General features: G+C 59.7%; 19 protein-coding genes. 3 read left to right on the top strand and 16 right to left on the bottom strand.

The window, feature by feature from the left end; genetic code table 11:
• Positions 1-4: 4 nt before the first annotated feature.
• From VE009_RS02955 to VE009_RS02965, 3 genes are all read right to left on the bottom strand, one after another.
• Positions 5-1,690, bottom strand: a complete 1,686-nt coding sequence (locus VE009_RS02955) for a copper resistance CopC/CopD family protein (protein ID WP_325005897.1) — start codon at positions 1,688-1,690, stop codon at positions 5-7.
• A gap of 23 nt (positions 1,691-1,713) precedes the next feature.
• A complete protein-coding gene (locus VE009_RS02960) occupies positions 1,714-2,130 on the bottom strand; it encodes a DUF2203 domain-containing protein (protein WP_325005898.1) in 417 nt (138 codons plus the stop codon).
• 154 nt (positions 2,131-2,284) lie between these two features.
• Positions 2,285-3,013 carry a glycerophosphodiester phosphodiesterase gene (locus VE009_RS02965; RefSeq protein ID WP_325005899.1) on the bottom strand — a complete coding sequence of 243 codons (729 nt, stop codon included), beginning with the start codon at positions 3,011-3,013 and terminating at the stop codon, positions 2,285-2,287.
• A 166-nt stretch (positions 3,014-3,179) separates the two neighbouring features.
• Between VE009_RS02965 and VE009_RS02970 the strand changes: the two genes are divergently transcribed.
• Positions 3,180-3,983, top strand: coding sequence for a protein-glutamine gamma-glutamyltransferase (locus VE009_RS02970; RefSeq protein ID WP_325005900.1), 804 nt, complete (start codon positions 3,180-3,182; stop codon positions 3,981-3,983).
• A 60-nt stretch (positions 3,984-4,043) separates the two neighbouring features.
• Here the strand turns inward: VE009_RS02970 and VE009_RS02975 are convergent, their stop codons facing one another.
• Genes VE009_RS02975 through VE009_RS02995 form a run of 5 tightly spaced genes read right to left on the bottom strand, consistent with a single transcriptional unit; the run spans position 4,044 to position 6,340 of the window.
• Positions 4,044-4,310 carry a spore coat protein gene (locus tag VE009_RS02975; RefSeq protein WP_414694764.1) on the bottom strand — a complete coding sequence of 89 codons (267 nt, stop codon included), beginning with the start codon at positions 4,308-4,310 and terminating at the stop codon, positions 4,044-4,046.
• Between the two features lie 26 nt (positions 4,311-4,336).
• The gene (locus VE009_RS02980) at positions 4,337-4,558 is read right to left on the bottom strand and encodes a hypothetical protein (protein ID WP_325005902.1); all 222 of its coding nucleotides are present in this window, start codon (positions 4,556-4,558) and stop codon (positions 4,337-4,339) included.
• Positions 4,559-4,591: 33 nt separating this feature from the next.
• Positions 4,592-5,728, bottom strand: a complete 1,137-nt coding sequence (locus VE009_RS02985) for a zinc-dependent alcohol dehydrogenase (protein ID WP_325005903.1) — start codon at positions 5,726-5,728, stop codon at positions 4,592-4,594.
• 18 nt (positions 5,729-5,746) lie between these two features.
• Complete coding sequence (locus VE009_RS02990; protein ID WP_325005904.1) at positions 5,747-6,109, bottom strand: spore coat protein; 363 nt, start codon at positions 6,107-6,109, stop codon at positions 5,747-5,749.
• A gap of 18 nt (positions 6,110-6,127) precedes the next feature.
• Positions 6,128-6,340, bottom strand: a complete 213-nt coding sequence (locus VE009_RS02995; RefSeq protein WP_325005905.1) for a spore coat protein — start codon at positions 6,338-6,340, stop codon at positions 6,128-6,130.
• A gap of 205 nt (positions 6,341-6,545) precedes the next feature.
• On the opposite strand from VE009_RS02995, the gene VE009_RS03000 reads away from it, so the two are divergent.
• Entirely contained in the window at positions 6,546-7,190 is a 645-nt protein-coding gene (locus VE009_RS03000) for a GGDEF domain-containing protein (RefSeq protein WP_325005906.1), read from the top strand.
• Positions 7,191-7,206: 16 nt separating this feature from the next.
• On the opposite strand, the gene modB is transcribed toward VE009_RS03000, so the two are convergent.
• The 7 genes from modB to VE009_RS03035 all read right to left on the bottom strand — a co-directional run bounded on the left by modB (position 7,207) and on the right by VE009_RS03035 (position 16,267).
• Entirely contained in the window at positions 7,207-7,878 is a 672-nt protein-coding gene (gene modB, locus VE009_RS03005) for a molybdate ABC transporter permease subunit (protein ID WP_325005907.1), read from the bottom strand.
• Positions 7,875-8,699, bottom strand: coding sequence for a molybdate ABC transporter substrate-binding protein (gene modA, locus VE009_RS03010; RefSeq protein WP_325005908.1), 825 nt, complete (start codon positions 8,697-8,699; stop codon positions 7,875-7,877). Before modA ends, modB begins: the two co-directional genes overlap by 4 nt.
• Before the next feature lie 177 nt (positions 8,700-8,876).
• Complete coding sequence (locus VE009_RS03015; protein WP_325005909.1) at positions 8,877-11,426, bottom strand: LamG-like jellyroll fold domain-containing protein; 2,550 nt, start codon at positions 11,424-11,426, stop codon at positions 8,877-8,879.
• Positions 11,427-11,474: 48 nt separating this feature from the next.
• Complete coding sequence (locus VE009_RS03020) at positions 11,475-12,977, bottom strand: alpha-N-arabinofuranosidase (protein ID WP_325005910.1); 1,503 nt, start codon at positions 12,975-12,977, stop codon at positions 11,475-11,477.
• A gap of 39 nt (positions 12,978-13,016) precedes the next feature.
• Positions 13,017-13,877 (bottom strand): carbohydrate ABC transporter permease, encoded by an 861-nt coding sequence (locus tag VE009_RS03025; protein ID WP_325005911.1) that lies wholly within the window; start codon positions 13,875-13,877, stop codon positions 13,017-13,019.
• Between the two features lie 19 nt (positions 13,878-13,896).
• The gene (locus tag VE009_RS03030) at positions 13,897-14,817 is read right to left on the bottom strand and encodes a sugar ABC transporter permease (protein ID WP_325005912.1); all 921 of its coding nucleotides are present in this window, start codon (positions 14,815-14,817) and stop codon (positions 13,897-13,899) included.
• A 94-nt stretch (positions 14,818-14,911) separates the two neighbouring features.
• Positions 14,912-16,267 (bottom strand): sugar ABC transporter substrate-binding protein, encoded by a 1,356-nt coding sequence (locus VE009_RS03035; RefSeq protein WP_325005913.1) that lies wholly within the window; start codon positions 16,265-16,267, stop codon positions 14,912-14,914.
• A gap of 324 nt (positions 16,268-16,591) precedes the next feature.
• Here VE009_RS03035 and VE009_RS03040 point away from each other — a divergent pair, with 324 nt between their 5' ends.
• Positions 16,592-17,512 carry an ArsR family transcriptional regulator gene (locus tag VE009_RS03040; RefSeq protein ID WP_325005914.1) on the top strand — a complete coding sequence of 307 codons (921 nt, stop codon included), beginning with the start codon at positions 16,592-16,594 and terminating at the stop codon, positions 17,510-17,512.
• 71 nt (positions 17,513-17,583) lie between these two features.
• Here VE009_RS03040 and VE009_RS03045 read toward each other — a convergent pair whose 3' ends face one another.
• Positions 17,584-19,059 (bottom strand): potassium/proton antiporter, encoded by a 1,476-nt coding sequence (locus tag VE009_RS03045; protein ID WP_414694761.1) that lies wholly within the window; start codon positions 19,057-19,059, stop codon positions 17,584-17,586.
• Positions 19,060-19,134 lie beyond the last annotated feature (75 nt).

Raw genomic sequence — 19,134 nt, forward strand, 5'->3', positions numbered from 1 at the left:
TCCCTTACGGGTCGATCAGCTTTTTGCGATAGTCGAGCGTTTCGCCGCTCTCGCGCTGGATCCGCACGCGAATGTCCGCCGCGCCCGGGTCCGCGATATCGAGCTCGCCCGTGAAATCGTACCGGTCGAAGCCTTCGAACCGCTCCCACGGTTCCGTCTCGATGTCGGCTGCCGCAAGCGCCGCCGGCCGCTCCTCCCCGTCCGGTCCGATACTCGTCACCGTGACGGCCGGCGCCCGTTCGCCCGTTCGCACCCACACCTTCAGCCCGAGCTCGTTCTCGCCCGGCCGCACGTCCGCGATGTCGATCGTCATATGCGCCGTCTCGCCCATCACGTGCCAATGGAACGGGATGCGTTCGACGACCGGACTGATGTGCGTAAGCACGCCTGTAACGGCGACGATGCCGACGAGCAGTCCGAGATCGATCCGCAGCCACTGCCGGAACGTCTCGGGCCGCTGCGGCGCAAGCGCCAACTTGCCGCGAAGCGCGGCCGCCACCGGCAGCACCGCGAACGCGAGCGCCGTCTTCGCGACGAGCAGCCATCCCCACGTCGTCCGGAACACGTCGCCCCACTCCTCCGTATATAGGCCGATCGTCAGCAGGCCGGTCGCCGCCAGCACGCCGAATGCGGCGAAGGCGAAGGCGGAGAACATCGGCGCGAAGCTCCGGAACCAGTCCGGAAATTTGCGCAGCAGCAGCGCCATAGCGAGCAGGCCGCCGAGCCACAGCGCCGCGGCGCCGAGATGGATCGCGTCCGTCAGCCGCGATAAGGCGACCGGCTCGTATGCGCCGGCATGGCCGCGCAGCGTCTTCGCGGCGATCATGAGCGCCGCCCAGACGAGGTCGACGGGCCGCTGCCGGAACAAGAGCGGGAAGCCGGCGAGCGACAGCAGCCCGGTGAACAGCCACGATTGTCCGACGGCCGTATCCCGCAGCGTATCGAGGAAGGAGGCGTCGGCACTGCCGCCGGACAGCTCGATCCAATGAAGCGCGACCATCGGGACGAACGCTCCGAGATGCGCGAGCTGCAGCCGGAGCCCGACGCCTCGCCAGTACGCGAGCCGATCCGCGGCCGCCGGCCGCAAGCCGCTCCACAGCGCCCAGCCGACAAGCGGCAGCAGCGTCAGATAGTACGCGATCCGGCTGAGATACAGGAACGCGGCGAACGCGGGGCTGCCGCCGTCCGCGCCCGAAGCCGCTCCGGGGCTCGGCCCGGACGCAGCCCTGCCGGCGCCCTCTCCGGCCGTCCCTTCGACCGGAGGCGTCGCTTCGGCCGGAGGCGTCGCTTCCGCCGGCGCCGCCGGGTCCGCGGCAGGCGCCTCGACGGCGACCTCGAACGCGAAGCCTCCTTCAATCGGGTGGCCGTCCGCCGAGATGACGCGGTACGACACGCGGTACGTCCCGTTCGGCAGCTCCGGCAGCGCGGCTATGAGCGTTCTCCCGCCGCTGTCGAGCGCCGCCTCCCCGATCTCCACGCCGGCGCCGTCGGGACCCTCCAAGGCGACGCGATGCAGCGTCGATTCCAGCTTGCCGCTGAACGACAAATGCAAATGCCGCGGCTGCTCCGTCAGCACGTCCCCGTCCTCCGGAGTCGACCCGGCGAGCGACGTATGGGCGTATGCGTGCGCCGCCGCCCCGAACGCGGCCAGCCAGCAAACCAGCAGCGCAGCGGCCGCCAGCCCTCCCAATCTTCTATAAGAGCGGAGCAGCCTTACGATAGGAATTCCTCCGGAATCGGCTTCCGGCCTCGAAATCCATCGTGCCGCCCATGGTAATACGCGATGCGTTCCTCTCCTTGCTTCCAGCACAGCAAAACCTCTTCTCCGTTCAGCATTGCGGGAAAATCGACGAGTCCGCCGTCCACATCCTTGAGCTCCGCGCCCTTCAAGCGGATGCTGTCCGCCAGCGTCTTCGCCTCCAGCTGCATGAACTCCATGCTCGCCTCCAGCCGAAACACCGCGTCCTCCGGAGGAGATTGGGACGTTCTCGAGTAGTTCATGCGCAGCTCCCTCAGTTGCAGCGCGGTTCGAACGAACTCCCGCTTCGTCTCCTGCAGCCGAGTCAAATCTTCCTTAATGAAGGGAAGCAAAGCGTTGGCCTCTTTCGGAGTGAAATACCGTTTGTCCATTCGTTTCCACGCTCCTTTCCCCCATTGTACACGATCCTCCGCGCGAAGGCGAAACGCCGGCCGGCGAACGAATCGTTCCGCGCGCAGAACGAAAAAAACCTCTTCCGCCGAACGAGAACGCGAAGTTCCCGCTCCGGCGGAAGAGGCTGCCGACTTACAAGCCCAACGCCTCGCGCGCCTTGTCCGGCGCGTTCGTGCAGATAGCGATCCGGCCGCTCAGCGCCGCGAGCTCCCGCATGCGCGCGGGGTCGTCAACCGTCCAAGCGAGCAGCTCGATACCGAGCTCCTCCGCCTCCCGAACCAGATCCTTCGTTATATACGGATGCGCGATCGACAGCACGTCGGCGCCGGTCGCTTCGAACTGGGCTTTCATCGCTACCGGCCGGCCTGCGACGAGCAGCCCGGTGCGAATGTCCGGCGCGATCGATTTCGCTTCGAGCATAACGAGGTGATCGAACGACGTGAAATAGACTTCGTTCTCCATGCCCGACTCGCGCACGACCTTCACGGCCGCCTCGGCGAGACCCGGATACAGCCCGCCGGCCGTTTTCAGCTCGATGTTGACGACGGCGCGGCCCTTGGCGAGGGCGAGCGCCTCGGCGAGCGTCGGGATGCGTTCGCCGCGGAACGCGGGATCGAACCAAGCGCCGGCGTCCAGCGCCTTCAGCTCGGCGAGCGTATGATCTTTGACGAAGCCTTGACCGGTCGTCGTCCGGCCGAGCGTGAAGTCGTGAATGACGACGGGCACGCCGTCCTTCGACAGCTGAATATCCAATTCCAAGCCGGCCACGTACGGCGCGTCCAAAGCCTTGCGGAACGCGGCCATCGTATTTTCCGGCGCCGCCGCCGACCAGCCTCGATGCGCCACAATGTCGTTCGCCATGTTTCTCTCTCCTCCGCCTCCTGAATGTTCTTCTCAAAAACTTTTCGCTGCGTGCCGATGGAATTCCTCTTCCTTAACTAGAAGTTAACAACCCCGTTCCTTTCCCCCGAAAAGGCGTAACCCCCGCCGAGCGCGAATACACTGTACACAGGAGGTGGGATCGAGCATGATTCGCATTTTGGAAGGGGCCGACGCTGTGGCAACGTCTGAAGGGAGCGACGTCGGCCGCGCGCTGCTGCGCCTCATATCCGGCGGCCCGACCGCCCAGTATCCGCGGCCCGCGGAGCTCAACTTCGAGCTGCGCCTTAGGGAGGCGACGATGCGGGCCGCGCTCGAACTGAACGGCAGCGGCGCCGCGTTCGAAACGTTCGAAAACTCCCGCTGCAACCCCGAATATTGGCGCCGCGAGCCGAACGGCGCGTTCCGGCTTCGCGCCGACCGGCGGCCGGCCGGCGCGATCAGGGACATATTCGCGAACGGTCCGATGTACGGCTTCGAATGCGCGACCGCGATCGTCATCGTCTTCTACAAGGCCGTCCTCGACTCGATCGGCGACGCGGCGTACGACCGGCTGTTCGCGAACACGTATTTGTTTCACTGGAACGTCGACCGCGACTTGGGGCTGACGACGATCCCGACCGTCCGGTACATCCCCGGCGATTGTCTCTACTTCGACAACCCCGACGTCAACCCCGAGACGATGCAATGGCAAGGGGAGAACGTCATCGATCTGGGCGGCGACAGATACTACGGCCACGGCATCGGCATTCGGAACGCCAAGGGCATGATCGAGGCGCTGAACGCGCACCGCCGGCCCGGGGCGACCCGCTCCGCGTACTTGCTGCCGCAGGCGACGAGGCCCGATTACATTCGGCTGTCGCTCTCCGCCGGCTCGCCGTTCGGGGACGCGCTGCCGCCCGGGCTGCCGTTCCGCGCCCGCATCGGTCACAGTCTTTATATGTATCGTTAAGCCCGCAAAAATAAAACCGCAATCTCGCCCTCGCGGGGACGAAATTGCGGTTTTTTGCCGTCAGGACGGAATCGTAAGCGCGATGCCCGCCAGCTTGCGGTCCGTCTTGATTTGCTCGCCGACGTCGTGCGGATGGTACAAGCCTTTCGAGATCAAATAATTCGTAATCCGTTCGTGCGTCTCGATCGTCTCTTCCAAATGCTTTCGCAGCACCGCCTTGATTTCCGGCGTCGCCGTCTCCGTCGCGGCGATCGCGTAGTTGCGAATTCCCGCTTTGGCGGAAATTAAGAAATCCATCGCGATCACGTCGTCGGACAGCGTATCCATGCCCGTCAGCTTCTCCAATATGCCGATCACTTACTTTCGCCTCCTTCCGCTGCGCCGGCTTCGGCCAACAAGCCGTTTAGCTCCTGCAGCTGCCGGGTCGACCGTTCCGCATCCTCCTGCAAAATCGCCTTCAGCTCCGGATCCGTCACCAAAATTTGCATCGTCTTCGACTTCGTCAGACACACCGTTTTGAAAGCGGCGACTTCGTGCAAATCCAACGTTTCGTGCAGCGCATACGATCCTTTCATCGGCCCATCGTCACCTCCATAATCCGCCGTATCTTATGGCTTCAGCACGACCTTGATGCAATTGTCCTGCTTCGTGTCGAAGATTTCATACCCCCGCTTCGCCTCCGCGAGCGGCATCACATGCGTAATGATGTCGCCGATGTCGATTTTGCCTTCGGCGGCCAGCCGGTATAGGAACGGCATGTAATGAATGACCGGAGCTTGCCCGGTGCGGAGGTTGACGTTGCGCATGAAAATATCCCCGATCGGGAACGCATTGAGCCGGCCGCCGTATACGCCCGTCAGCTGAATCGTGCCGCCTTTGCGCACCGCCTGCGACGCGATGACGATGCCGCCCATCGCGCCGCTGTGCATCTTGAGACCCGTCGCCACGAATTCGAGCGGCGACATTTTGCCGCTCATGCCGACGCAATCGATAACGACGTCTGCGCCGCCGCCCGTCATTTCTTTGATGTGGTTGCCGATGTTGTCCTCGTCCTCGAAGTTGACGATCTCGACATGGTTCGTGCGCTTCGCGTGTTCGAGGCGGTAGCCGACGTAATCGACGGCGATGACGCGTTTCGCGCCCTTCAGCCAAGCGAACTTCTGCGCGAGCAGCCCGACCGGGCCGCAGCCGAGCACGACGACGGTGTCTTTCTCCTTCACGCCGGCGTTGTCGACGCTCCAGTACGCCGTCGATGCGACGTCGGCGAGCAGCACCAGCTTCTCGTCTTCGAGCTCGCAATCTTCCGGTACCTTGAAGGAGGTGAAGTTGGCATACGGTACCCGCAAATATTCCGCCTGACCGCCCGCGTATCCGCCAGCCGTCTCCGAATAACCGAAATACGCGCCCATGTCCCCGTGCGGGTTGGCATTGTCGCATTGGCTTTCCAAATCGTGCGTGCAATAAAAGCATTCCCCGCAGGCGATCGTGAACGGAATGATGACGCGGTCGCCCTTCTTCACCTTCGTCACTTCGGGGCCGACCTCCTCAACGATGCCCATCGGCTCGTGCCCCATGATGAAATCAGTCGGCATATTCGGGACGAGGCCGTGCAGCAGGTGGAGATCGGAACCGCAAATCGCCGTCGATGTCAGACGAACGATCATATCGTCCGGCTTCTCGATCTTCGGGTCATGCACCTCCTTGACCTCGACTTCCTTCAGGCCTTGAAACGTGACGGCTTTCATGCGGCTTCCTCCCAGCGGTTAAATGTTAGGCGTGGCGAACATGCCGTCGCGCGACGTATCGCCGGGAAACAGCGGAAGCCGCGCGATTTTCGCGATCGTGTCGGCGGACACGAGGTCGAGCTGCAGCTGCTCGTTCACGTCGAACGCATGCAGCCACCCTTTGCGAAGGAGCAGCGCAGTCACTTCATCATGCATGTCGAGCTCCTTCGCGAGCTGCGCCCGCAGCGTCGCGCGCAGCTCCGGCGTCGTCGTTTCGCCGAGGGCGAACGCCAGGTTGCGCACTCCGTTCTTCACCGACAGCAGCAAATCCGTCGCGAACGCGGTATCCGCCAGCTGCGGCATGTTCTCCGCGTTGATCGGGTCGAGATAATCGTTGTTCATCCGGTGTTCGCCCCCGCGTTATTGAATGTGAACGGGCGCCTTCGGATACAGCGCGCCGAGTTGTTCCAGCGATTCCAGGTTCAGCTTTTCGTATTTGTGCAGCATCGCCTTCAAGTCCTTGTCGAACACGATGCCCTGCACCATTTTCGTTTTGAACAGCGTCAATGTCTTTAAGTTCATCAGCTCGTGGAGCTCCATGAGCTCATGCGGCGCCAAGCGTACGTCCGTCACGGCGCATCCCCCTTCCGCATTTCCGGTTCAGAGGTATTTTCTCCCCGCGATGGCTCCTTATACCGCAGACAGAACAATCGGATATTGGGCATGAACGGCACTTTAACTTTGAAGTATAATGCAGGAAAGTTGTAAGCGTTGTCAGGAAAGGATAGGAGGAAAGGAACAGGGATGTTACTTCTGCGGAAGGATGCGGGCGAATCGAATGATGAATCTTTCAAGACGTTTCATCTCAATTATTGCCTGTTTGGCGGTCCAGACGGCGTATTTGTTGTATTATTTCTACAAGTATGGTTGGTACGATCCTATCATCTTGGCGGGTTATCCGTTCGTCACGCTGATCGCCTTTTGGATCGGGCGCCAATGGGACAAGGCGGTCTACTACGCCGAACGCGATGTACTGACAGGGCTCTACAACCGAAGATCCGTGCCGGACCGTTATCGCAAGGCGCAGCGGCTGGCAAGCGAAACCGGACAGATGCTGCTCGTAGCCGTCATTGACTGCAATCAGTTTAAAGCGATCAACGATCGATTCGGCCATCGGAAAGGCGACGAGGTGCTGGCCGAAATCGCCCGAGCGCTCCTCCGCGGCATACCGAAGCGCGGCACGGCCGCCCGTTGGGGAGGCGACGAATTCGTCGTCATCGACCTGTGCGCAAACCGAGAGCAGGCTGAAACCGTCATCGACCGCTTGCAGAGCGACATTCGATCGCGCTCCGCCGCCGCGGACGTCCCCTTCTCCGTCTCTGTCGGATGGACGCTATCCCGCGACGCCGCCGCCGATTGGGAGCAGCTGCTGTCGTCGGCCGACGCCGAGCTGTACACGCGCAAATCGAAGACGTCCACCTAAAAGATAAGCGGGCGGATTATAACGATCGCTTCCTTCCCGCAAACAAAAGCATTAGGAAAGAAATGGACAACATTGCGCCCGTCCACGCCCACGCGAGTGCGGTGTCTCCGACATCGACGGCGACGTACATCGCCGTCGGAATCGTCTGCGTTCTTCCCGGAATGTTGCCGGCGATCATGAGCGTCGCGCCGAACTCCCCGAGGCCGCGAGCGAAGCCGAGAATGTACGCCGCCGCGAATGAAGGGGCGATGAGCGGAAAGGTCACATAACGGAACAGCTGCCACTCGTCCGCGCCGATCGAGCGGGCCGCGTCCGTCAAATCGCGGTCGACGGAGGCGAAGCCGGTTTTCAGCGTTTGGTATACGAGCGGGAATGCGACGACGACGGCGGCGATGACGGCGGCTCCCCATGAAAATACGATGGGCGCGTGCAAAATCGCCTCCGCCAATCGACCGACCCAGCTGTTCCGGCCGAGCGCGACCAACAACAAGAAACCTACGACGGTCGGCGGGAGCACCAGCGGCAGCATAAATGCCGTCTCCACCAGCAGCTTTCCCCGGAACGACGCCCGGGACATCCCCCATGCGGCGAACAGTCCTAGCACCAGCACGATCACACTGGCCAGCAGCGACACCTGCAGCGATAGACGGACCGGAGCCCAGAACGATTCCCAGGACACGGCGTTCATGACGGCTCCCAAGCGGCGAAACCGTATTTCGCGAACACGTCCGCCGCTTCCTCCGAGCGAAGGTATAGGAGGAACTCTTCCGATTCGGCCGCATGCTTCGCCGCGTTCAACACCCCGGCCGGATACACGATAGGCTCATGCAGGAGCGGGTCGACGACGGCGGCGATGACCGCTTTCTTCGACGTCAATGCATCGGTTTTGTAAACGAATCCCGCATCCGCGTTCCCGGTTTCTACGTATTGCAGCACTTGGCGCACGTCCTTCGCCTGTACGATTTTCGGAGCTAGCTCCTCCCATAACCCCGCTGCCGACAGAGCCTCTTGCGCATAGCCGCCCGCCGGCACGCTGCCCGGAATGCCGATCGCGATGTTCCGGATTCCCTCTCCCGACAAATCCGCGAGGCTGCCGATCGCGGCGCCTCGGTCCGCGGGGACGACAAGGACAAGCTCGTTCGTCAGCAGCGGTTCGACCCGATCCGGTTCGATCAGCTTCCGCTCGATCAGCGCCTCCATCGGCTTCGCCGCCGCGGACAAAAACACGTCGACGGGCGCGCCTTGCTCGATTTGCCGCTGCAGCGCTCCGGAAGCGCCGAAGTTGTAGACGATATCGACGGAGGGCCGCTTCCGCTCGTAGGCCGCCTCGATGTCTTCCATCGCGTTCTTCAGACTCGCCGCCGCGGAAACGAGCAGTTCGACGGCTTCCCCGCCGTTATCGCCGCTCGACGAAACCGCCGGCGGCGGGGCGGATGCGCAGCCCGAAGCGATCAGCAGCGCCGCGAGGCCCGCGATCCAACGCCTCCGAAGCCTTGCCGTTCCTCTCAATCGACCCACTCCCGACATGGATTCCGTACATCCATAGAATTGGTTTCAATTATACTTCTCCCGCTTTCGCTCGATCAACCTTTGCCAGCCCCGCGCCAAAAACAAGGACGCCCGCCGTCATCCGAGATGACTGCGGACGTCCATATGAATCGCAAATCTAGTGAAATCTAATGAAAATTAGCTGCCGGCTGCAAGCGCGGCCACCTCGGCCGCCGACAGCGCGCCGTCATAAATGCGCAGTTCGTCTATTAAGCCTTTGTAGGGAGGATCCCACCAGTTGACGGCGAGACTGAAGGTGCCGTTAGCCGTCGTGAAGATGTTCGGGAATCCGGTGCCGGAAAACTTCTCTTCCCCGTTCACATACACCTTCAGCGCGCCGTCATCGACCGTGTACGCGAGGTGCGTCCATTCCCCCGCCTTGACGGTCATGCCGGTGACGCCGTCGTACCAGCGGCCGCTGCCGGACCAGACCATCGTCTGGCCGCCGACCGGGCCGTTCGGGACGAGGCTTACCCAGTTGTTGTTGTCCCGCGCGCCGAAGAACGTCGTCGTGTACATCGTCAGCTGCTCGGGCTTGAGCCACAGCGACACGGTATACGCGTTGCCCGCGATCAGGCCGTTCGGCAGCCGGACGCCCGACGCGCCGTCGAATGCGGCCGCCTTGCCCGCGATCCCTTCCGCGTAGCCGATCGCGCCCCCGGCCTTGTCGATCCGGTCGCCCGTCGGCGCGCCGCTCGCGAACGCCCCCGTCGAATCGGACAAATCGCCCTCGAACGCGTAGTGAGCGGAGAGCCCCGCCGGCTTGATCGGGAGCACGACGACGTCGAACGTCTTCGAAGCCGTCGCGTCTCCCTTCGCGATGTCCGCCGTCAGCACGGCGGTCGCCGGTTCGGACCCGGCCGGGGGCCGCGTGACGACGCCCGATTCCGTGACGACGCCGGCGTCGGACGTCGTCCAGCGAATCGTCGCGCCGCGCGAACCTTCCGTGGGCAGCGTCAGGTTCGCGATCACGTTCGCGGTATCGCCCAGCGTCAGATCGTCCGCGATATCCTGTACGACCTCCGCGTCCGTCCGGTCGTCCGTCCGGGCGCCCCAGATCGTTACCCCTTCGGCGGACATGGCGGCGAACGTCATCACGTGCCGTTCGGACACCGGATCCCACTGCCGAACGAAGACGCCTTTGTAGGTTTGACCATCGATATCGAGCTCTGCGTAGTTGTGTCCCGTTTTCTTCCACGTACCCTGCACGGCGCCCGAAATCGTGTTGTCCTTGTTCAGCCGGATGTACACCGACTTCTCGACCGCGCCCGAATATGCCTTTCCATGGTTGATAAACCTGTATTCCCCGATCGCATCCTGACGGTTCACCTTCTCCGCCGTCTCGCCGGCGTACCGGTAAGGCGCGGCGACCGGCCAGCCGTCCTCGTTCAAAAACAACGGATGCACCCGCACTTCATGGAACTCGCCGGTCTGCGGGAAGCGGGTATGAAACACGAGGAATCGCTGTCCCGTCTCCTCGTCGTAGTAGACGGAGTTGTGCCCCGGCGACATGTACCCGTAACCGATGCCGGTTCCGGGGTCGCCGACTTTCCGATCGAAGAGGAAGTTGCCCATCAGCTTGATGCCGTACGGCGTATGATCGACGTCGCCCGGCAGCACCGCGTCCTGACCGAGCGCGTCGAGATAAGGCCCTTCCGGAGATTTCGAACGGAACAACCGCATGTTGTAGCCGCCGTCCGCTCCAAGCCAGCCATAAGTAACATACAGATGATAAAAGTCCGTCTCTTTGTCGTATACAACGTACGGGCCCTCTCCGGACTTGTAGTAGCCGCCGGCGATTTTCGTACCGAAATAGCGGTCGATCATTCGGCCGTCGGCGGTCGTGCCGTCCGTCCCCGGATAGATCGGCCGGCCGGTCGCTTTGTCGATTTCCAGCAGGAACAAACCGCCCGACCAAGAGCCGTACGTCATCCACAGCCGTTCGTTTTTGTCGTAAAACAGGTTCGCGTCGATCGCGTTCGGGTACATGTAGTTGTTGTACGTGCCGTTCGCGTTGAACCAATCCGGGTCGTGCGCTTCCAGCTTGCCCGCCTCGATCAGCGCCGGAATATGCGTGTTCGTCCACTGCTTGTTGACGGAGCTGTTTCGATCGTACGCCTCGTCGCGCGTAAAGCCCGAATAAATGATCGTATCCACATATTTGTACGGCCCTTCGATCTGCTTCGCGGCCGCCACGCCGATCGCCGAGCGGATATACGTCGAGGATGCGCTGTAGTAGATCAGCCAAGCGCCCTTCGTGCCGTCTTCATTGACGAAATCTTTGTTGTAGAACACGTCCGGCGCCCAGACGGCGAAGCCGCCGAGGCTGTCGGCGTCATTCTCGCCCGCCCATGCGAATGAGCCGGCGAGGTTCGCGGACAGATCGCCGTAAAGCGCGTTGCCCGGCGTCCTATACCCGTTCGTGAACCGCGTCCAGTTCATGAGGTCGGTCGATTTCGCCGCTTCGATGTGCGAGCCGAAGATGTAGAACGTGTCGCCGTCCTTCACGATCGACGGATCGTGCACCGAGACGTTCGAGAATGCCGGCGGTTCGCCTGGATGCGGCTGGTCCGGCCGATTGCCGGCTGCCGCGCGGTCGGAGGTTTGGGCGGCCCCCGTTCCCATCGCGGCGATCGCGGCCAGGGCAAGGAGCAGGACGAATACGAATGCAGACGGTTTCAGCATCATCAGTGGAAACCTCCTTTTTAATGGTTCGTTCCTTCACGCAGGTCGATCTTACTCCATATCCCTAGGCTGTAATCGAACTACCGCCACCGACGCCGGCGGCAAGCAGGCCGACAACGTTCCGTCCGTCCAGCGAGCGTCGTCGAACGGACGCTGCGCCACGCGGTCCGGACGCTCGAACGTGTTGTGCGCGCGAATGTCGTCCGCCGCCAGCAGCCTGCCCGACGTCAAGTCGTACGCCGCGGACAATCCCCGCAACTCGATCTTCACGTCCGCGCTTCTCGACGGATCCAGATTAGCCATGCTGACGTGAATGGCGCCGTCCTTCCTCGAAGCGGAGACGGTCAATTGCGGCAGCCCCTTCCCGCCGTCTTCGCAGGCGCCGAACTCGCCGTGGATCGCCAGCGCCTCGGCGTCTTGGTGCACCTTGAACATCTCGAGCACATGGTATGTCGGCGTCAGCAGCATCCGTTCGCCCTCCGTCAAAATGACGGCCTGCAGCACGTTGACCATCTGCGCTAAGTTGGCCATGTGAACTCGGTTGCAGTGCTTGTGAAACACATGCAGATGGATCGCCGCGACGAGCGCGTCGCGCATCGTATTTTGCTGGTACAGGAAACCGGGATTCGTCCCCGGCTCCGGCAGGAACCAAGTGCCCCATTCGTCGACGATCAATCCGATGCGCCTCTTGGGGTCGTATTGGTCCATGATCGTGCTGTGGCGCGTAATCAATTCGTCCATGCGAAGCGCCTTCGCCATCGTCTCGTACCAGACGGATTCGTCGAACTCCAGCGCCGGCTGCTTCTGCTCCCAACTTCCCGGGATCGTGTAATAGTGCAGGCTGAGACCGTCCATGAGGGGCGCGGCTTTCCGCATCAGCACTTCCGTCCAGCGGTAGTCGTCGACGTTCGCGCCTCCCGCGATTTTATAGATGCGATTGTCCCCGTAATTGCGGACATACGTTTGGAAGCGCCGGTACAGGTCCGCGTAATATTCCGGATGCATATTGCCGCCGCAGCCCCAGTTTTCGTTGCCGACGCCGAAATATTTCAGCTTCCACGGTTGTTCGCGGCCGTTCTCCTTGCGCCAGTTCGACATCGGCGACTCGCCGTCGAACGTCATATATTCCACCCACTCCGACATCTCCTGCACCGTGCCGCTGCCGACGTTGCCGCAAATGTACGGCTCGGCGCCCAGCAGCTCGCATAGGCGGAAAAACTCGTGCGTGCCGAAGTGATTGTTTTCGATCACGCCGCCCCAGTGCGTATTAATCATCCGCTTGCGCGATTCGCGCGGTCCGACGCCGTCCTTCCAATGATATTCGTCCGCGAAACAGCCGCCCGGCCAGCGAAGCAGCGGCACTTGCAGCTTGCGCAGCGCTTCGAGCACGTCGTTCCGAATGCCGTCCGTATTCGCGATCGAAGAATCTTCTCCGACCCATAACCCTTCATAAATACAACGGCCGAGATGCTCCGCGAAATGCCCGTAAATATGCCGGCTGATCGTGCCGACTTCCCAATCCGCATGAACGACGATCTTCTTCGGTGTGGTCATGTTATGGTTCTTCTCCTTTTGCGCGGTGTAGTCGTTGTCCTATCCTTTAATGCCCGTTAAGGCGATGCCCTCGATAAAAAAGCGCTGCGCGAACGCGAACAAGACGAGCGTCGGCACAAGCGCGACGGTCGCGCCGGCCATAATGAGCGTCCATTCCGTCACGTAATACGACGTGAAGGAGGCGAGCTCGAGCTGCAGCGTATATTTTTCCGGCGAATTCAAATAGATGAGCGGTCCCAAATAATCGTTATAGCCGGCGTTGAAGGACAAGATGCCCTGCGTAATCAAGGCGGGCTTCGACAGCGGCACGATGATTTTGAGGAAAATGCCGAACGGATTCATCCCGTCGATCTTCGCCGCATCCTCAAGCTCGTCGGGCAGCTGCTTGATGAACTGCCTCAGGAAGAAGATGACCATCGGCGCGCCGAGCATGCCCGGAACGATCAACGGCTTCCAGCTGTCCGTCCATCCGAACGACTTGAACATGATGAAAGCCGGAATCATCATCACCGCGCCCGGAATGACCATCGTGCCGACCAGCGCCAGAAACAGCTTGTCGCGGCCCGGGAAGCGCAGCTTCGCGAACGCATAGGCCGACAAAGCGCAGACGAACAAACCGACGAGCAGCGTCGGAACGACGACGATCAGCGTATTGACGAAGCCGCGGATCATATGCGCATCTTCGAAAATAATCCGATAATTTTCCCACGCGATCGACGACGGAATCCATTGAGGCGGGTAGGAGAATACCTCGCCGTCCGGCTTCAGGGACGTCGACAGCATCCACAAGAACGGAACCGCCATAACGACGCCGCCTGCGATCAGCAGCAAATAAACGACCGCTCGAACCAGAATCTCCCCCGGGCCGAGCCTTCGCCCGATTGTCGTGTGCGAGTTCATTCGGTATCAATCCCCTTGCTCAGTTGTAATGGACCCAGCGCTTGGACAGTGCGAAGTTTAATACAATGACAAGCATAATAATGAAGCCTATAAACCAAGCGATCGCGGAAGCGTAGCCCATTTCGCTGTATTCGAAGGCGACGCTGTACAAGTAATACACGATCGTCGTCGTGGAGTAGTTCGGACCGCCGCCGGTTAACAGCTGAAACCGCGGGAAGTCCTGAAGCGCGCCGATCAGCGAGGTCACGAGAATGAAGAACGTGACCGGGGAGATGCCCGGCACCGTAATATGAACGAACCTCTGCCATCCGTTCGCTCCGTCGACCTTCGCGGCCTCGTACAGCGAAGTCGGCACGTTGCCGAGAGCGGCTAGGTACAGAATGATGCTGACGCCGAGCCCTCCCCAGATGCCTTGAATAATCATCGCCGGCATCGCCCACGTCTCGTCGGCCAGCCAGGCCGGCGGATCGAAGCCGAGGAGACTCAAATAATAGTTGAGCAATCCGTAGTCGGAGTTGAAAATCCACTGCCACACCGCGGCGAGCGCGACGATCGAGCAGATCGTCGGGAGGAAGAACAGCATGCGGAAGAAATTTCTCCCGCGCACCTTCCGATCGAGCAGCAGCGCGAAGAACAAGGATACGATCATGCCGAGCGGAACGCCTAAGGCGGCATACAACGTGTTCCAAAGCGTCTTCCATACGAGCGGATCGTTCGTCAGCGCGCGTTCATAGTTCGCGAGCCCCGTAAATTCGGGAGGCTGGCCGAAATTGAATATGGTCAAACTCATGTATAACGAATTTAACAGCGGGTACAGCAAAAATACGAATACGCCGATGAACGGCGGCGCGATGAACAGAAATCCCCACCACATCTCGCGGCGATACAGCGACCGGCGTTTCGCCGCTGCGATTCGTACGATATCCGTCTTCGCTTCCATTCGGGTAAGCCCCCTTCCGCGTCTGCGTCCGCGCAGCGGGGGCGGCACCGCGAACGCATGCGTCCGCGATGCCGCTTCCCGCTCGGGCGATTGGTTATTGGAACAGTTCCGGGTTGCCTTCCTTCAAATCTTTCTCGATTTGCGGCTTCAGCTTCGCGAAAAACTCGGCCGCCGGCTCTTGGCCTTCCCAGAACTTGCCCAGGTTTTGGTTGAGCGTGTCGAACCATTTGCCGTTCGGCAAATACGTCCACGGTCCGGGCAGCTGAGCTTCGCCCGCCTTGACGAACACCTCCGGATGCTCCGGCTTTTGGCCGGGCTGCGTATACACTTCGTCGTCCGCCATCGATTTGAAGTTCGGAATTTGGAACCCGAGCTCCGTCATCTTCGTCTGCCCTTCGATACCGGCGAAAAACTCCACCAGCTTGAACGCCTCTTCCGGATGCTTCGTCTTCGCGTTCACGCCGAGCCCTACCGAACCGGACCAGCCGTTCGTCCATGTGCCGTTATTCGAAGGGATCGGCGCGACGTCCCAATCGAATTTCAGCTTGCGGTACGTCGGCACCATCCAGCGGCCGCCCGTAATCGTTGCGAGCTTGCCGGCTTCGAACATTTGGCCGTCATTCATCGACTGCAGCGCGCGGGAATCCGGCACGACCTTGTGCACATTCGTCAGATCGTAAATGAACTGCATCGCTTCCGCGCCGGCGGGCTCGTTCAGCGTGAACGCCGTTCGGTCGTCGCTGAGAATCGAACCGCCGTTCGACCAGACAAAGCCTTCCCACCAGACCGGGCCCGCGCCATAAATGTCCGTCTTTCCGTCCCCGTTCTCGTCGACCGTCAATTTCTTCCACATTTCCAGCGCTTCATCCCACGTCATCGGCGTTTCCGGACTCGGGTAAGGCACGCCCAGCTTATCGAACAGATCCTTGTTGTAGTACATCACCGTCGGACCGATGTCCTTCGGAAGCGCATAGTAAGCGCCGGCGCCCGTCTTCTTGCCGTCGTAGCGATAGCGATTCAGGCCGCCTTCCCACATGTCGTTCAGATCTAGCTTCGTGCTGGCTTCGACCATCGATGTAATATCAAGGAACGCCCCTTGCTTCACCCAGCGCGGGAAATCGCCGTCGCTCGTAAAGATGACGTCCGGCGCGGAGTTGCCCGCGATCATCGTGTTCATCTTCGTCGTATAGTCGTTCGGAATGTGCAGGAATTTCACCTTAATGTTCGGGTTCGCCTTCTGGAATTGATCGAGCACCGCTTCGAATACTTTCCGTTCGTCCGGCGCCCCCCAAGAGGAAATCGAAATTTCAACCTTCTTCCCCCCGCCGTTCGCCTCCGCAGCGTTCCCCCCGCCGCCTTCGCTCGGGCTTCCGGCGCCGCCGTTGCCGCTGCAAGCCGAAACGATCAACCCGAAAGTCAAAACAACCATGAGCAAAGAACTTTTCTTCATATCACGGATGACCTCCTTAAGAATGATGGGATACGACACAAACAACCATTAAGCGCTTACAAGTATGATGTAAGATAACTGCCCCCTACCCTCCCGACATATAATTCACATAAATATTAAGTATTTCACAGATGATTGATGCGTAATTTGGATAATAAAGGGCTTTCATGCCTGTGTCAATACTTTTTTATAAAGAAGTTCACGTTTTTATTAAATACTTACGACGAATAAACACAAATTATCTAAAAATGTTATTCTCTTGTCATTTCTAAAAGAAATCATGTATATTTAATAAAAAAACGAACTATTGGAAGAAGTGGTCGCATGGAGACAATCGTATCGGAGAATAATCTCCCCCTGTTCGAAGCGCTAGCGAGCAACGTCAGAATCAAGATCATCGAGCTGCTCGGTCAAGAGCCGATGATTATGAAAGATTTAGCAGCCGCTCTCGGGCTTAGCAACTCTATCATTACGATGCATATCAAAAAGCTTGAACGCGCCGACTTGGTGCGCACCGAGATGATCCCCGGCAAAGGCGCTTCGCAGAAGCTGTGCACGCTCGTCGCCGATCGGATCGAGCTCGTCTTCCCGAGCAAAGGACTCATCCCTCGCAACTTTCATATTTCCAACATCTCGATCGGCCATTTCACCGACTTCGACGTCAAACCGACCTGCGGACTGGCCTCTAAGTATAAAATTATCGGCGGCGGCTTCGACGATCCTCGCTACTTCTTGGACTCCGAGCGCGTCGACGCGAAAATCTTGTGGTTCTCCAGAGGCTATATTACTTACAAAGTGCCCAACTACTTGCTGCCGGAGGAAGAGCCGGAGGAACTCGAAATCACGATGGAGCTCGCTTCGGAAGCGCCGCTCTCCAACGAGCATTGGCCGTCCGACATTTCGTTCTCGTTCAACGGCCATGCCATCGGCAAATGGACGAGTCCCGGCGACTTCGGCGGCACCCGCGGCAAATATACGCCGGAGTGGTGGGATATCAATATGAACCAGTACGGGATCCTCGTCCATATTCGGATCAACAAGGACGGCACCTTCATCGAAGGTACGAAGGTATCCGACAAGACGATCCACGACGTCGACATTCGCCGGCTGCAATGGGATCTGAAGCTCGAAATCAAGGAAGACGCGAAAAATATCGGCGGGCTGACCATTTACGGGGCGGGCTTCGGCAACTATTATCAAGACATCGTGTGCAAGCTGACGTATACGAACCGCAGCCCCTCGTAAGCGCGGAATCAAAAAACAGCGGCAGTCGCAGGGCGCAAAGCCCTAGACTGTCGCTGTTTGATTTAGAGAATTTAGGAGACTGCCATCGGTTCTTGGGTTTCATCGGACGACCGGAAGAGTCTTTTGACGTCTTCGCGTACCGCTTTATCGACGAGGATGTACAAAATATCGCCTTCCTGAATGCGTGTATTGCCTTTGGGCGTTACGATTTTCCCGTCCCGAATGATCGCCGAAACGAGCGTGTCTTCGGGAAGCTGCACGTCGCGGATTTCGGAGCCCGATATGGCCGAACGACTCTCCACTTCGATTTCGATCATTTCCTTGTTCGTTTTTCCGATGGAGACGAGTTCCAAACTGTGCGGAAGCGTCGCCTTTTTGCCCCCCGACAATCCTAACTTATTAGCCAGCGGAGAAATGGTGGAGCCTTGAATGAGGGCCGACGTCAGCACGACGAAAAAGACGACGTTGAAGAGCAATTGGCTGTTTTCCAAACCTGCCATCATGGGGTATGTCGCCAATACGATCGGCACGGCACCGCGCAGCCCCGCCCATGAGATGAAGGTCATCTCCTTGACGTTATATTTCATGAACGCGATGCTGAGGAACACGCCGATCGGACGCGCCACGAACATGAGCAGCGCGGACAAAGCCAGCCCTTGCCAAACGACGTGAACCAACTGATCGGGGAACACCAGCAGTCCGAGAAGGATGAACATCGAAATTTGCATCATCCATGCGAAGCCTTCGTTGAACCGGAAAATGGAATGACGATACGTCAAATCCGAATTGCCGACCAGCACGGCCATCACGTACACCGCCAGCAGTCCGCTTCCCCCGAGCATGGCCGTGACGCTGTAGGTCGAAATAGCGAGCGCCATCGACAGCACAGGGTATAATCCCGAAGAATCCAAATTGATTTTGTTGATCGTCCACACCGACAGCTTGCCGAACAGGAAGCCGAGACCTAGACCGAGGCCCATCTGCCAAACGAGGCCTGCAGCCAGCGAAAGCACGCTCGTTTCCGGCCGAACGATCAGCTCGATCAACGCGACCGTCAAAAAAATCGCCATAGGATCATTGGTTCCCGATTCCGCCTCCAGCGTGGAGGTGAGCCGCGGCCGAATGTTTTTATTGCCCAATACGGCGAATACGGCGGCCGCATCGGTGGAACCGACGATCGCTCCGAACAACAGCCCCTCCAGCCAGCTTACGCCGAGGATATATTTCGCCAGCACGCCGATTATGGCGGTGGTCGCGAACACCCCGGCGGTCGCCAGCGTCACCGACGGCACAGCCACCCGTCTAATGTTCGCCCATTTCGTCTGCAAGCCGCCCTCGAATAAAATAACGATGAGTGCAAGAGTGCCGAACAACTGCGTTAAGTAGGCATTATCGTAATAAATGAATCTGCTTAACACCATCCCGACCAAGATAAAGAAAACCAAGGAGGGGACGCCCAACCGCGAAGAAAATTTGGTTGTAATGACGCCGATCACCAACAGCAAGGAGAAAATCAGGATGGCGCTGTCAACTGTAAAAGCCTCCAATGGCATTTCACCCCCAACGTAATTCTGCAGTGCTCCGCATCAGCAACGTCTCGTTAAAAAAAAGGAAAGGGGATG

The sequence above is a fragment of the Paenibacillus sp. genome (genome assembly GCF_035645195.1).
GTDB lineage: Bacteria > Bacillota > Bacilli > Paenibacillales > YIM-B00363 > Paenibacillus_AE.